This is a genomic window from Flavobacterium sp., assembly GCF_031363805.1.
GTDB lineage: Bacteria > Bacteroidota > Bacteroidia > Flavobacteriales > Flavobacteriaceae > Flavobacterium.
The window spans coordinates 1-15,796 of record NZ_JANLVD010000017.1; the positions used below are offsets into that span (position 1 = coordinate 1).

General features: G+C 31.8%; 10 protein-coding genes and 1 tRNA gene. 6 read left to right on the top strand and 5 right to left on the bottom strand.

Translation table 11 applies throughout. From position 1 onward, the window contains the following. The first annotated feature begins 377 nt into the window (after positions 1–377). A complete protein-coding gene (locus tag RMN92_RS00870; RefSeq protein WP_309607573.1) occupies positions 378–1,556 on the top strand; it encodes an acyl-CoA dehydrogenase family protein in 1,179 nt (392 codons plus the stop codon). 88 nt (positions 1,557–1,644) lie between these two features. Beyond that, complete coding sequence (locus RMN92_RS00875; RefSeq protein ID WP_309607574.1) at positions 1,645–2,556, top strand: metallophosphoesterase; 912 nt, start codon at positions 1,645–1,647, stop codon at positions 2,554–2,556. Between the two features lie 3 nt (positions 2,557–2,559). Here the strand turns inward: RMN92_RS00875 and RMN92_RS00880 are convergent, their stop codons facing one another. Next, positions 2,560–2,883 (bottom strand): 2Fe-2S iron-sulfur cluster-binding protein, encoded by a 324-nt coding sequence (locus RMN92_RS00880; RefSeq protein WP_309607575.1) that lies wholly within the window; start codon positions 2,881–2,883, stop codon positions 2,560–2,562. Positions 2,884–2,969: 86 nt separating this feature from the next. Between RMN92_RS00880 and RMN92_RS00885 the strand changes: the two genes are divergently transcribed. Next, positions 2,970–3,043: transfer RNA gene (locus RMN92_RS00885), tRNA-Ala, on the top strand. Between the two features lie 34 nt (positions 3,044–3,077). Here the strand turns inward: RMN92_RS00885 and galE are convergent. Next, on the bottom strand, positions 3,078–4,094 hold the full coding sequence (galE, locus tag RMN92_RS00890) for a UDP-glucose 4-epimerase GalE (RefSeq protein WP_309607576.1): 1,017 nt from the start codon (positions 4,092–4,094) through the stop codon (positions 3,078–3,080). A gap of 16 nt (positions 4,095–4,110) precedes the next feature. After that, on the bottom strand, positions 4,111–6,528 hold the full coding sequence (locus RMN92_RS00895; protein ID WP_309607577.1) for an MMPL family transporter: 2,418 nt from the start codon (positions 6,526–6,528) through the stop codon (positions 4,111–4,113). Positions 6,529–6,705: 177 nt separating this feature from the next. Between RMN92_RS00895 and RMN92_RS00900 the strand changes: the two genes are divergently transcribed. After that, complete coding sequence (locus RMN92_RS00900; protein WP_309607578.1) at positions 6,706–8,976, top strand: cation:proton antiporter; 2,271 nt, start codon at positions 6,706–6,708, stop codon at positions 8,974–8,976. Here the strand turns inward: RMN92_RS00900 and RMN92_RS00905 are convergent. Beyond that, complete coding sequence (locus tag RMN92_RS00905; protein ID WP_309607579.1) at positions 8,959–11,217, bottom strand: DUF5686 family protein; 2,259 nt, start codon at positions 11,215–11,217, stop codon at positions 8,959–8,961. The two genes, RMN92_RS00900 and RMN92_RS00905, sit on opposite strands and share 18 nt — an antisense overlap. A 123-nt stretch (positions 11,218–11,340) precedes the next feature. After that, on the bottom strand, positions 11,341–12,735 hold the full coding sequence (locus tag RMN92_RS00910) for a DUF4403 family protein (protein ID WP_309607580.1): 1,395 nt from the start codon (positions 12,733–12,735) through the stop codon (positions 11,341–11,343). Positions 12,736–12,880: 145 nt separating this feature from the next. On the opposite strand from RMN92_RS00910, the gene RMN92_RS00915 reads away from it, so the two are divergent. Then, positions 12,881–14,329 carry a TolC family protein gene (locus tag RMN92_RS00915; protein WP_309607581.1) on the top strand — a complete coding sequence of 483 codons (1,449 nt, stop codon included), beginning with the start codon at positions 12,881–12,883 and terminating at the stop codon, positions 14,327–14,329. Between the two features lie 6 nt (positions 14,330–14,335). After that, the gene (locus RMN92_RS00920) at positions 14,336–15,664 is read left to right on the top strand and encodes an efflux RND transporter periplasmic adaptor subunit (RefSeq protein WP_309607582.1); all 1,329 of its coding nucleotides are present in this window, start codon (positions 14,336–14,338) and stop codon (positions 15,662–15,664) included. Positions 15,665–15,796 lie beyond the last annotated feature (132 nt).

The window sequence follows — 15,796 nt, forward strand, 5'->3', positions numbered from 1 at the left end:
CTCGAACAAAGGTAAATAAATAAGTTTTACATAGACAACAAATAGTCAACGAAATGCGAATTTGTATGTATTTTGATAAACTGAAATAAACATTAAAATATATAAAACATTAATTATCAGTATATTTAAGTGTATTTAGAACGATTCTAATTTATACTTTATACTCTAGCCCTGATGGAAGTGGAAATCCTTTTTTGTGGTTTTGTCATCCTGAGCTTGTCGAAGGACAAAACCACAAAAAAGATTGCAACGCACAGCAGGAAGTAGCTCCAAAAAACAATGAAAATTATAACAATTGTTGAGACAAATTATAAATTACTTTGTGTAAATTTGCGAACGATTGCGTAACAAAAAATATTTTATACAATTTACAATATATGAAACCAGATTTATTTCAATCTCCTGATTACTACCTACTAGACGATTTATTGACTGACGAACACAAATTGGTTCGCGAGGCCGCTCGTGCTTGGGTTAAAAAAGAAGTTTCTCCAATTATTGAAGAATATGCTCAGCGTGCTGAGTTTCCGAAACAAATCGTTAAGGGTTTGGGCGAAATTGGTGGTTTTGGTCCTTATATTCCTGTGGAATATGGCGGTGCCGGACTAGACCAAATTTCTTACGGATTGATCATGCAGGAAATTGAGCGTGGCGATTCTGGAGTTCGGTCGACCTCATCGGTACAATCATCATTGGTAATGTACCCAATTTGGAAGTACGGAAACGAGGAACAACGCATGCGATTTTTACCAAAATTGTCCACTGGAGAATTTATTGGTTGTTTTGGTTTGACAGAGCCAAATTATGGTTCAGATCCAGGAAGTATGATTACCAATTTTAAAGATATGGGCGACCATTACCTTTTAAACGGTGCCAAAATGTGGATTTCGAATGCTCCTTTTGCTGATATTGCTATTGTTTGGGCAAAAAACGAAGAAGGTAGAATTCACGGATTGATTGTAGAACGTGGCATGGAAGGTTTTACAACTCCTGAAACGCACAACAAATGGTCGCTTCGCGCTTCATCTACAGGTGAACTTATTTTTGACAATGTGAAAGTTCCTAAAACAAATTTATTGCCAAATAAATCTGGTCTTGGTGCGCCACTTGGTTGTTTAGATTCTGCTCGATACGGAATTGCTTGGGGTGCTATTGGTGCTGCAATGGATTGTTATGACACGGCTTTGCGATATGCAAAAGAACGTGTTCAGTTTGACAAACCTATTGCTGGAACGCAGTTGCAACAGAAGAAACTTGCCGAAATGATTACCGAAATTACCAAAGCACAATTGCTAACTTGGAGACTTGGCGTTTTGAGAAATGAAGGTCGTGCAACAACGGCTCAAATTTCAATGGCCAAAAGAAACAATGTGGATATGGCAGTTCATATTGCTCGTGAAGCCAGACAAATTCTAGGCGGAATGGGAATTACTGGCGAATATTCTATTATGAGACACATGATGAATTTAGAAAGTGTACTGACTTATGAAGGCACACATGACATTCATTTATTGATTACTGGTGCCGATATTACTGGAATTCCAGCTTTTAAATAAGATAAAAATTCTAAAATAAATAAGGCTTCTTGGAAACGAGAAGCTTTTTTCTTTAAAAATAATTGTACTTTTATTCCAAATTTAATCTATGTTTTCATCACAAGACAGATTGACAAAAGCTTTCAAAGAAGCAAAAAGAATTCCTTTTAATGACCAATCAAAATTTATATTTTTTTCTGATTGTCATCGTGGAGATGGGAGTTTTGCGGATGATTTTGCCAATAATAGAAATGTGTACCAACACGCTTTAAGGTATTATTTTGAGAATAATTTTACTTATATAGAATTGGGTGATGGCGATGAACTTTGGGAAAATTTGTTTTTTAAAGATATTTTGGAAGCCAATAAAAGTGTGTATTTGCAACTTCAAAAATTTTATTTGGAAAATAGACTAGAAATGATTTATGGTAATCATGATATGGTGTACAGAAATCAAGACATTGTAAAAAAGAATTTTTCTGAATATTTTGATATTAAAGAAGCAAAGAAGTTGCCGTTGATGCCCAATCTAAAATTTCATGAAGGCATCGTTTTAGAAAACTCAGAAACCAAACAAGAAATTTTCCTGACCCACGGTCATCAAGCCGATTTTATGAATTATGTAGGTTGGAAATTCAATCGGTTTTTTGTTAGAATACTTTGGAAGCCATTGCAAATTTGGGGAATTAAAGATCCTACAAGTCCCGCAAAGAACTATTTGGAGCTTCTAAAAGTAGAACGAAAAATTAAAAAATGGATTTCAGACAATGGCAATAAAATAACAATAGTAGGTCACACACACCGACCACATTTTCCAAAACCATTAAAAAATGAACTTAATTTTTTTAATGATGGCAGTTGTGTACATCCCAGAAGCATTACTGGAATAGAAATTGAAGATGGTAAAATTGCATTAATTAAATGGTTTATTGACACCAAAGATGATGGTATTTTGCAGATAGTAAAAGAATATGTTGAAAATCCTGAAAACATTTCTGATTATAAATCGATTGATTTGTAAAAACTATTCTGGTGCCAATTCAACTTCCAAACCATTAATTTCTGAAGTTATTTGAATTTGACAACCCAATCGACTGTTTTCTTTAACATTGAAAGCTTCCCAAAGCATGGCATCTTCCTCATCAGATTTTTCTGGAAGTGAAAAGTCATTCAAAACATAGAATTGACATGAAGCGCACATGGCCATTCCGCCGCAAATTCCAATAGTTCCTTCTTCAGCAAGTTCATACATACGTACTACTTCCATCAAATTCATATTCATATCAGTTGGTGCAAGCACTTGATGAGATTGACCATTGCGGTCGGTGATTTTTATAGAAACGTCCATAAATTAATTTTTACAAAAATATAGATATTGAGACTTTATTTTATTCAAAATTTAAAAAAAATTATATTACATTTGCCACAGAATTTGGGGGATTAGCTCATTTGGCTAGAGCGCTTGCCTGGCAGGCAAGAGGTGGTCGGTTCGAATCCGATATTCTCCACTAAAAGGCTTTTTGTATAAAAGCCTTTTTTAATTTATTTACCTCTAATCTTTTTTTCCCATTTCCAAGCACTTTCCAATGCATTTTCTAATGTCGATTCCGCCTTCCATCCTAAAATAGTATTGGCTTTATCAGTATTTGCATAAGCAGAAATTATATCTCCTTCTCGTCGATCTACAATTTTATATTGCAATTTTTGTTCTGAAACTTTTTCGAAAGCCGCTATGACTTCCAAAACCGAACTTCCAGTTCCAGTTCCTAAATTAAAAATTTCAACTTTTTCCAAATTGTTTTTATTCAATAAACGCTTCAAGGCAATTACATGGGCTTTGGCGAGGTCAACTACATGAATGTAATCACGAATGCAAGTGCCATCAGGCGTTGGATAATCATTTCCGTAAACAGAAAGTTCTTTTCTAAGTCCGATTCCGGTTTGGGTAATAAAAGGAACCAAATTTTGCGGAACACCAATGGGCAATTCCCCAATTTCTGCACTTGGATGCGATCCAATAGGATTAAAATAACGCAATAATATGGAATTGATATTGCTTACTTTGCAAACTTCAGCAATTATTTCTTCTCCAATTTGTTTTGTGTTTCCGTATGGAGAAATCGCGGGTTGAATAGGAGCATTTTCAGTAATTGGCATTTTTTCGGCTTGACCATAAACAGTACAAGACGAACTGAAAATAAAATTAGCACTTTCTTTTTTCTGCAATTCTTGCAAAACATAAACCAATGTATTGATGTTGTTCTCGTAATAAAGTAAAGGATTTTCGACACTCTCTCCTACCGCTTTTGATGCTGCAAAATGAATTACACCAGAAATATCATCGTTCAATTTAAAAAAATTTTGGACAGCCAATTTATCACGCAAATCCAATTGTTCGAAAATTGGTTTTTTACCAGTAATTTTTTCAATTCCTTCCAAAACAGATAAAGATGAATTCGATAGATTATCAATAGCAATAACATCAAAACCTTGATTTTGCAATTCAACTATGGTGTGAGAACCAATAAATCCTAATCCTCCTGTTACTAATATTTTCATTTTTATAAAAGTAAAATTATTTTTTCCTTTCTATCTTATCAACATCTTCATCAGTTGGTTCCAAAATATCTATAGTTGGTTTTATAAATTCTTGTTCGTTTGACAGGGTTTTATTCAATGATAAAACCAAAGCAGGTAGCAACATTAAATTGGATAACATTCCAAAAAATAAGGTTATAGAAACCAATCCACCAAGCGCCACCGTTCCTCCAAAACTAGACAACATAAATACTGAAAATCCGAAAAATAAAACTATTGAGGTATAAAACATACTTATTCCTGAATCATTAAACGTAGCATAAACTGACTTTTTTATTTTCCATTCATTTCTAGCCAATTCTAGACGGTATTGTGCCAAAAAACGAAGCGTATCATCGACTGAAAGTCCAAAAGCAATTCCGAAAACTAAAATTGTTGAAGGTTTTAATGGAATTCCTAAATAGCCCATTAAACCTGCCGTTAAAAGCAAAGGAAGTAAATTTGGAATTAATGATACCAATACCATTTTGAAAGAACGAAACATAAATGCTACTAGCAAAGAGGTTATAAAAAAGGCAAATACTAATGATGATAACAAATTATCCAATAAATATTTGGTTCCTTTTTGAAAAACAGATGCTTTTCCAGTAATTATTATATTGTATTTTGATTTTGGGAAAAGCTTTTCGGCTTTGTTTCGAATTTGAGTTTCAATAGCTTCCATTTTTTCGCCATTTTCATCTTTTATAAAAGTAGTAATTCTAGCATATTGCCCAGTTGAATCTACATAACTTTTCATTATGTTTTCTTTGGAATTTTTTGTTGCATTTTTTGCATACGAAAGAATGAATGCTTGCTCTTGAGAAGTTGGCAGTTCATAATATTCCGGATTTCCGTTGTAATAGGCTTGTTTTGAATATTTAACCAGATTTACAATTGAAAGTGGTTTTGAAAGATCTGGAATTTCTTGGATAGTTTCTTCAAGTTCTTCCATACGTTTCAAGGTCGAAAGTTTCATGACGCCTTTTTTCTGTTTGGTGTCAATCATAATTTCAAGTGGCATGACACCATTAAATTCTTTTTCAAAAAACCGAATATCATCGAAGAAAGCAGTTTTTTTTGGCATATCTTCAATAATACTTCCAGATATTTTTATTTGAAAAACACCAATAATACCCAGAATTAGTAAAGAAATGGAAGTAATATAAATGCCAAATCTGTTGTATTTTACAGTTCTTAACATCCAATTCATAAAAGCTGTCAAATATTCACGATCCAAATGTCCTAAATGTCTAGGGATTGGTGCCGGTATATAACTAAAAAAAATAGGGATTACAATTAAACATAATAAATACAGTGCAATAATATTTATGGAAGTAACAACTCCAAATTCTGTCAAGAGTACATTATTGGTGGCAATAAAAGTAGCAAAACCAAGCGCAGTAGTTAAATTGGTCATGAGCGTAGCTGTACCCGTTTTTGTAATAACACGTTGCAATGCTTTTGCTTTGTTACCATGAATTCTATATTCCTGATGGTATTTATTTGTTAAGAAAATACAATTTGGAATACCAATTACAATAATTAAAGTAGGAACCAATGCGGTTAAAACTGTGATTTCATATCCTAGCAATCCCAATAATCCAAAAGACCACATGACGCCAATAATAACAATAATCAATGATACGAGTGTTGCTCTAAATGATCTAAAAAAGAAAAAGAAAATCAGTGAGGTTATTGATAGTGCTGCTACAATAAAAATGCCAATTTCATCAATAATGGTTTTAGCATTTAGTGTTCTTATATAGGGCATGCCAGAGGTTCGAAGGTCAACTTTGGTTTCCAATTCAAATTTTTCGATTTCTGGAATAAGTACATTGAGTACAAAAATCTTTCTTGCTTTTGTATTTACAATTTTTTTATCCAAATATATCGCGGAACGAATGGCGCCAGATTTTTTATTAAAAAGTAGCCCTTCATAAAAAGGCAAATTATTTAATAATTCGTTTTTCGTTTTGGTCAAATAGGCTTGATTTTGAACTTTATTTGGGTTAATTAACGGAATTAAATCAAATTTTTCTAAAGAGTCATTTTTGGTTAGTTTCTTCAAATTATTTATCGAAATAACCAAATCGACAGCCTCATTCGACTGTATATTTTCCATTAAAACACGCCAAGCTGTATATACTTTTGGTGTAAAAAGTTTTGGATCTTTGGTAGCTATTACAATTAAATTGCCTTCCTCTCCAAAGTTTTTTAGAAATTTATTGTAGTCAACGTTAATTTGATCGTCTGCTGGAATTAAATTGGCTTCCGTTTGTGTAAATTTTATATTTTTCCACTGTAAGGCAAGCAATACCGTGACAAGTAGTATTCCAGATAAAAAAATTATTCTATTTCTTAAAATTACTCGGGCAACGTATTCCCAAAAACCAATACCTAAAGTTTTATTCATATCAAAAAAGATGGCCTACAAAGGTAATTAAAACCTATAAAAAATACATTTTAATTTAAATTTTAAATCTAAATTAACTTATAAGAAATTTTGAGTATTATTTATGTTATTCTTTTATTTCTATTCTTAAATTGCCATCTTTGTAAACCGATAGGTTATTAAAATTCGTTTTACTTTATGAAAAATTTAAAAAACACTTTGTTTTACTTTACCGTTACTGGAGGATTTATAGCCATAATGTATTGGGTGGTTGGACTTGGAAAAAACCTTGAAGCAGGAAGAAATGTGATTGCCAAAGCCAATAGTAATTCACAATGGAATCAATTTTTAGATTCCATGGTTCATAATTTAAAGCATCCGTTGGCTATTTTATTGGCTCAAATTATTACCATAATTATCATTGCTCGTTTTTTTGGATGGATTTTTAGAAAAATTGGTCAACCATCAGTTATTGGCGAAATTATTGCTGGTATTTTTCTTGGTCCATCAGTGGTAGGATATTACTTTCCAGAATTTTCAGCCTCACTATTTCCAGCTGAATCATTAGGAAATCTTCAATTTTTAAGCCAAATTGGATTGATACTTTTCATGTATGTTATAGGTATGGAGTTGGATTTGAAAGTCTTGAAAAACAAAGCGAATGAAGCGGTAGTCATCAGCCATGCTAGTATTGTTTTTCCATTTGCGCTGGGAATTGGATTGGCTTATTTTGTATACTATAAATTTGCCCCCGAAGGTATCGAATTCTTATCTTTTAGTTTATTTATGGGAATTGCCATGAGTATTACGGCGTTTCCTGTTCTAGCTAGAATTGTACAAGAACGAGGTATTCATAAAACACGTTTGGGAACTATAGTCATTACTTGCGCTGCAGCTGATGATATCACGGCTTGGTGTTTGCTTGCCGCAGTAATTGCCATTGTGAAAGCTGGAACATTTACCAGTTCTCTTTATGTTATTGCATTGGCAGCAGTATATGTAATGGCAATGCTATTTATTGTAAAACCTTTCCTTAAAAAGATTGGAGATTTATATTCAAAAAACGAAAATCTAAGCAAACCTGTTGTTGCTATATTTTTTCTTACGCTAATTATGTCTTCTTATGCAACTGAAGTTATTGGTATTCATGCACTTTTTGGTGCTTTTATGACTGGTGCCATTATGCCAGATATTATTAAATTTAGAAATATTTTTATCGAAAAAGTAGAAGATGTAGCTGTCATTTTACTTTTGCCTTTATTCTTTGTTTTTACAGGTTTAAGAACTCAAATTGGATTAATAAACGATCCATATTTATGGAAAATTACAGGATTTATTATTCTCGTGGCCGTAGTTGGAAAATTTGTGGGAAGCGCACTTGCAGCAAAATTTGTTGGGCAAAGTTGGAAAGACAGTTTGACTATTGGAGCGTTAATGAATACCCGTGGTTTAATGGAATTGGTGGTTTTGAATATTGGTTATGATTTGGGTGTTTTAACATCCGAAATTTTTACAATGATGGTTATTATGGCTCTCGTTACTACATTTATGACCGGTCCAGCTTTGGATTTAATCAATTTTGCTTTTAAATCAAAAGCTGTAAAACATGTTGACGATGAATTCCAGATAAATAAATTTAAAATCCTTGTATCGTTTGGGAATTTTGAAAAAGGCAAATCGTTGCTTAAATTGGCTAATAGTCTGATTAAAAAACAAAAAGAAAATGCTACAATAACAGCCATGCACTTGTCTATTAGCGACGAAATGCATGGTTTTAACTTGGAAGAATATGAAAACGAAACTTTCAAACCATTGTTGGAAGAATCCAAATTGCTGGATCAAGAAATAAAAACTATTTTCAAAGCAACTACAGATATCGAAAATGATATTGCAGAAGTAGCTAATAATGGAGAATATGATTTATTATTGGTTGGTTTGGGAAAATCTATATTCGAAGGAACTTTACTAGGCAAAGTATTGGGATTTACTACCAGAATTATAAATCCAGACCGACTGCTTGACAAAATTACGGGAAAAGAAGGCTTGTTTGAAAATTCTATTTTTGATGACAGAACACGTCAAATTATTGCGAAAAATAAAACACCATTAGGCATTCTTATAGATAATGATTTGCAAAATACTGATAAAGTTTTTGCCGCTTTTTTCAGTAAAGATGATGGATTTTTAATTGATTACATTCAGAAATTTATTTTCAATAACAATTCCAAAATAAACATAGTAGACATAAACAATCAAATTGAAAACAACTTTTTGATTAAAAATGCCATTCAAACTATTAAACAAGAGTATCCTGATAATATTGCCATGGTTTCTGAAAATCAAATAATGAAACCATTTTTAGTAAAGCAGGATTTAATGATTATAAGTCTAGATAGCTGGAAGAAACTAGTTGAATCGCAAAGCGTTTGGTTGAGCAACTTGCCTTCAGTTTTAATTATTAAACCCTAAATCAAGTTGAAAGCTTAGTTTTATAGCAATATTATCTTCGATGTTGGGCAAACTATTTGGGCCATATCTGTAAAAAGTGCTTAAACCTAAACCTTTGAAAATATTATTTATTTCAAACCCAGATTCTAAATATCCAGATTCTAATGTTTTGAAATCAATTTTTTGGTGTTTTTCTTTATTCTCTAAATTACCCCAACCAAATCTGGAAACCAAAGAAAATATAGGCTTAATTTTTTTTGCCATTTTCCATTTTGGAAATTGATATTCGAGTTGTAAAAAAACATATTTGTCCGAAAAAAATTCATTGAAATACATGGTTTCAAAACTGTCTTTTGCACCAAAAGTTATTCGCTGCAAAATTCTAGGTTTGGTAATACTATTGGGCGAATGATTATACAAATGCGTCAATGGAATATCGCCAAAAGCATAACCAGCTTCAAATAGAAACATGAGTTTGTGGTTGGAATTAAATTTTTTCTGATAATCAAATCGGAAATCAATTTTTCCAAAATCAAAATCGTTTTTTCCTAGTTCAGAAATTGTTTTGGAAAACTGAAAAGTAAATTTTGGAAACTTTTTATCAATTTCAATACTACCATTTGGAGTTTGCATGTATTTGCTTAAAGGATTCCATTGCAACGATGCGGTAAGCAAAGTAGTTTTAAAATTCGAATAAACTACGTTATTATTCAAAAACTGATAATCAAATTTGGGCGTAACATTGCTTTGTGAAATTTGCCAAATACTTTCGGTTTTGGGAATGATTTTGGTTTCAATAAACCCTCGCCATGTGACGTGATTATAAAAGGTACTAATATTAAAAGGTCTTGGATCGTAAATTTTAAACACACGCTTGTCAACTTCAAAAGAAGTGCTTCCAATTTCCTTCAAATCATCTTGGTAAGAAGCGCCAATCCAACTTTCTGAATTATTTCCGAAACGCAATGAATTTGATAAAAATCCTTTAAAAATACCATCTTTTGTACCGTAAACGTAATAGCCTTCCAATTTATAAATTTTTGATAATTTTTCGTTGGTAACGCCACCAACGCCCAATCTGAATCCTTCATAATTGTTGTAACGAATAATGTACCGCAAATCGACATCAAAAAATCCAAGTGGATAATACCCTTTTATAACTTTCCGACCTATTCTTATTTTATTTTCAATTTTTCTTTTTTGTGCCATACTGTCCAACGAAACGTAGGTTGGATTGCTCCGAATATCTAGCGAATCGTTGAATTTTGCATACCAAATGTCTTCTTTTTTTGCAATGGCATTTTTCTTTATTTCAATGGAAATGTGGGGTTTTTTTACTTTTTCAAGAATATTAAATTTGGGGTCATAATAGTTTGTAATCGATTTTACTTCTATAAAGTCTGAAGCGTTTTTTTCATCATTATCATTTGAAATACCATTTATATTTTCAAAAGTGATGGTTTCTCCAAATATTTTAATTGGTGATTTATTGGTTCCTTTTTTTATAGAAAGTATTTTTTTTACCGGCAACCAATTATCGAGTTCTTTATTAAATGTAAATTCATGATTGGATTTGATATTTAAAATGCCAAAAACATTCAATTCTGCTTTGGCAACGCTCAATTTTTCTGAATCAATATAAATATAACCCACTAAATTATTATTTTTAATTCTGTCTTTGGTTTGAAAATAAATTTTATGGACTTTTCTGTTTTCGATAAAAATATCTTCTATAAAAGTGTAATTGTATTTTTTAAATCCTTTTTTGGAAATAGGACTGAAATAGTCTTTTTCAACCAAAGAATATTTGGCATCGTAAACAGAAAATGGTTGTAGTTGCAATGAAAAATATTCGAAAAAAGGCACTTTGAAGCCAGCCATTCTCGTGGTGAAAATAGTTTCCTTAACATTATTATTAAAAACTTTGTATTCAGATATTTTCTCGGTTTGGTAAAGATGTTGTTTCTCTATTAATTTTTTAAAAACATAATCTGAAGAATCTATTTTCAAGAATGTTTTCTTTTTCCTTTTAATTTTAAAAATAGAATCAATTCGACCCTCGATTGAATCTGGATTGGCGGTAACTATCAATTTTTCATAAGCTGAAAACTGAAAATTTCGAGGTTTATTTATAGTGTTTTGAAGTATTGATTTTTTTATAATACTGTCAGCAAAACTTATTTCTTGTTGCGAGAAACAATTTGATTTTGCAAAAAGCAAAAAAAGAATTAATAAAATAAATGAATGCTTTTTTAAAATCATTTAATGTTTAGAAGAATTTATACAAATATAGTTTTATTAAACAGATTTAGACTTTCGTTTGTATTTGATTAACACATAAAGGCGTAATTTGCATCATTTGATTAAAAAAGTTCCATCGAAAAATTACATTCCATTTACATCAACCTTGATATTGCCGCTAATATTCAAAAAAGCAACAATAGCCGTGTTTGTAAGTTGCACTCTTTCAAAAACAATATCGTTCATTTTACCATTTACAAAAACACCAGGAGTGGGAGAATAATTGTTCAAATATTTTAAAATATTTTGTTTTCCTTCTTCTAGATTTGGCTGAATTGAATACCTGCAATTTTCTCTAATTTTGTTCAAAATCATCCCTTGGGCAAGCCAATTGGCAGTTTTCATGAGTTTGCTTTTGGTTTCAATAGCATAATCTAAATCGTCAAAAAACAATTCTTTGGTTTCCGCATTGTATTGTGGAAATCCTGATAAATATATTTTCCCATTCAAACTTCCCAACATATCCAACGCAATTATCATTTTGCCTTTTTTGTGCCAAATGGCAACATTTTGAATGGTTACTTTTCGTTTGCCTGATGAAAATTCTTTGCCTTTAAAATTATCATTCATTACTCGAGACGCATCTTCATAGGTAGAAACGGCAGCCACATTAATCAAGACACGATCTGGTAAATTTGAACTTGGTTTCAAAAGCACTTTTTCTCTCACGAAGTTTGATTTTGGTTGCAAACCAATACTCGATTCCATCAAGCATTTTAAACCTACATTCATATTTATAGATTTTTTTTGCAAAACAGCTTCGGTAGCAAAAAGCTCTTGTGGTGTAATTTTTAACCAAGTTTGATACGTTGGACTTAACTCCACTGGTGTACTCACTTTTTGCATTAAATCCAACATGTTTGATTTAAAATCTAGGGTTTTGGAAAGCGATTCATCAATGCTTCTTTCAATTTTTGACTCAAAAATTTTGATGGTAGGATTTATTAAATAAGTAATAGCAATACTTTTTCCAGCAATATTTATGGTAGGACTTTCGACCCAATCAATATTTTCAAGTTCGGTTGATGTAGTAATTTTCCAGTTGCTCATTTTTACATCGCTAAGCAAAGTAACCGTTCCATTAAGATTAAACTCACGGGTATCATATATACTAATTCCGAGAGCTGAAGTTCCATATTTTACTTTTGCCCAAATTTTGAGTGGTAGAATAATTTTTAGTTTTTCATTTTCTTCGGTAATATTTATCAAACCATTTTTCCAGATTTTCATTTCAGTTTTATCATCATCAATAATTTTATCTTCATAAATTAATCCGTTTAATGATTTATTGGTCTGACTTTCAATATCTTTAACGGTTAATTTTAAAGGAAAACTGATGTAAGAAGATGTTATCTTATATGAAATTGGAAGTGCTTCGTCAGGTTCTGGTTTCATAATTTCAATTTTTTGAATTGTGGAACAACTGTATAATAAAAGTATAAAAAAGGCAAAACGAAAAGCTTGAAGTGTATTTTTCATTTGATTGATTGAAATATTACTAGCAAATGTAAAATTATTTTCTAAAAAAATAATATAATGAAACTGTAACATTTTCACAAAGCATTAGTCTTACTTAAAATAATTTAAATTTAAAGACAATAAATTTTTTGTAGAAGTCAATATCATGAAACAAAAATTTAATTTTTGCTTATTAATTATACTTTGTATATTTTCATTTTCTTTTGGTCAATCAAAGAAATGGACATTGGAAGAATGTGTTAATTATGCTTTAGAAAATAATATTTCGATCAAACAATCGGCTCTAGACAACCAAGTGTCTACTATTTCTAAAAAAGATGCTTTTGGAAATTTCTTACCAACCATAAATGCCCAGGCTTCACATTCATGGAATATTGGATTAAATCAAAATATTACTACAGGTTTATTAGAAAATCAAACCACCCAATTTACATCGGCTGGACTGAATGTAAATGTTGATATTTACAAAGGATTGCAGAATCAAAATAGATTACGCAAAGCCAATCTTTCCATAATTGGCTCACAATATCAACTCATTAAAATGCAGGAAGATGTTTCTTTAAATGTGGTCAATGCTTATTTGCAAATACTTTTTAATAAAGAAAATTTAAAAGTTCAGAGGGAACAATTGGCTTTTGATAGCAAACAATTAACAAGAACTACAGAATTGGTTGAAGCTGGCGTGATTCCAAGAGGAGATTTGCTAGATGTGAAAGCGACTGTTGCAGCAGACAACCAAAGATTAATTGCGGCAGAAAATGCACTTTTTTTATCAAAATTAAGTTTGGCACAATTACTTCAATTAGAAAATTTTCAAGAGTTTGACATTGCCGATGATAATCTTGCCGTGAAGGAAAGTAGCATTTTGATGCAAAAACCAGAAGCTATTTTGGCCAAAGCCAAAGAAACCAGAACCGATTTAAAAATTGCTAATGCCAATGTGGAAATTGCTCGAAGCGATGTTAAGATTGCAAAAGGTGCGTACACACCCACTTTAAATGGATTTTATAGTTTTAATACTAGAGCTGGTTATTCAGACAAATTTATTGGGCTAGAACAAAATACTGCCAATCCCTTTTCTCCATCAGGAAATTTAGTGAATGTTGGAGGAATAATTTATCCAGTTTTGCAACCTAATGTCAAACCAATATTGGGTAATCCAGACGGCGTTTTCACCCAATTCAATGATAATAAAGGTCAAAATTTTGGTCTCAATTTAAATATTCCTATTCTTAACGGGTTTTCAGTAAAGAACAATGTGGCACGATCAAAAGTTGCACTAGAACGCTCAAAAATTGCGTTGGAGCAACAAGAATTAGATTTGGAAAGAACCGTTTTTACAGCTTACACAGATACAAATGGCGCTTTAAAATCCTATGAATCTGCGGTTTCTGCACTTGAAGCCAGAGAGCAATCGTTTAATTATGCGAAAGAAAGATATGAAGTGGGTATTATGAATTCATTTGATTTTAATCAAGCCCAAACCTTATTTGTAAACGCACAATCCGAAGTTGTAAGAACCAAATACGATTATATTTTTAGAACAAAAATTCTTGAATTTTATTTTGGGATTCCCATTATTCAAAAAAAGTAAATTATCATGACAAAAAAAACTAAATATCTAGTAATAGGTGGAATAGTAGTAGCCATTATTGCCTTAATTGCCTTGAAAAAATCTGGCAGTATCGGCTCAAAAGATAAAGGAACTGAAGTAGAAATTGCAAAAATAGAGTCTAGAACGGTAGTTGAAACCGTTTCTGGAACTGGTAAAATACAACCCGAAATTGAGGTAAAAATATCTTCCGAGGTTTCAGGAGAAATTATTTCACTTCCAATTAAAGAAGGGCAAACAGTAAAAAAAGGAGATTTGTTAATTAAAATAAATCCAAAAATTTATACCTCAGGATTGAGTCGTACTCAAGCGGGTTTGTCGAACACCAAAGCAGGTTTGAGTCAAGCCGATGCTACTTTTAGAGAAGCAAAATCCAGTTATGATAGGAATAAAAAATTGTTTGAAAAAGGTATTATTTCCAAATCCGAATGGGACAGAGCCATTGCTACTTTCGAAAGTTCGCAAGCAGCAAAACAAGCCGCCTATTATAATGTAGAAAGTGCTTCTGCTTCTGTAAAAGAAGCCAAAGACAACTTAGGAAGAACTTCAATTTATGCACCAGTTGATGGTACAATTTCTAAACTAGCTGTTGAACTTGGCGAAACAGTTTTAGGAACACAACAAATGGCTGGTACAGAAATGATGCGTGTTGCAGATTTAAGCAACATGGAAGTTGAAGTAGATGTCAATGAAAATGACATTGTAAAAATTGCTATTGGTGATTCTGCCAAAGTGGAAGTGGATGCGTATTTAAAAAAAGAATTCAAAGGCATTGTCACTAGTATTTCAAATTCTGCCAGTGCCACACTTTCTGCAGACCAAGTGACAAATTTTAAAGTGAAAGTTAGAATATTGAAAGAATCATACTCAGATTTATTAGTTGGAAAACCAGCAAAATATTCTCCTTTTCGTCCAGGAATGACAGCTACCGTTGATATTATTACAACTAGAAAAGAAAATGTGGTGGCTGTACCCATTAGTGCGGTAGTCATGAGAACAGATACAACATCGTCAAGGAAAAAGTTAATTGACGAAAAATCAAATGGTGATGATGAAACTACGGATGCTCCAGTGATTAAAAATGAGAAAAGGTATGAATGTGTGTTTGTAAAAGTGGATAACAAAGTCAAATTGCGAATTATATCTACTGGAATACAAGACGATACATATATTGAAGTGCTTTCTGGATTAAAAAGTGGCGAAACTATTGTAACTGGACCGTACACTACAGTAACCAAAGATTTAAATCCTGATGACGAAGTATTTGTAAAATCCAAGGAAGAAATTGCCAAAGACAAGAAAAAAGCATCAAAATAATAAATTAAACTATTCAGCCTAGCGAGAATTTGACACAAATTTCACTAATTTTCACTAATTAATCTGTGTAAATTTGTGTTTAATATTTTAGAACTAGAGAGATAAATGCACTTTAGTGCATAATTCGAATTT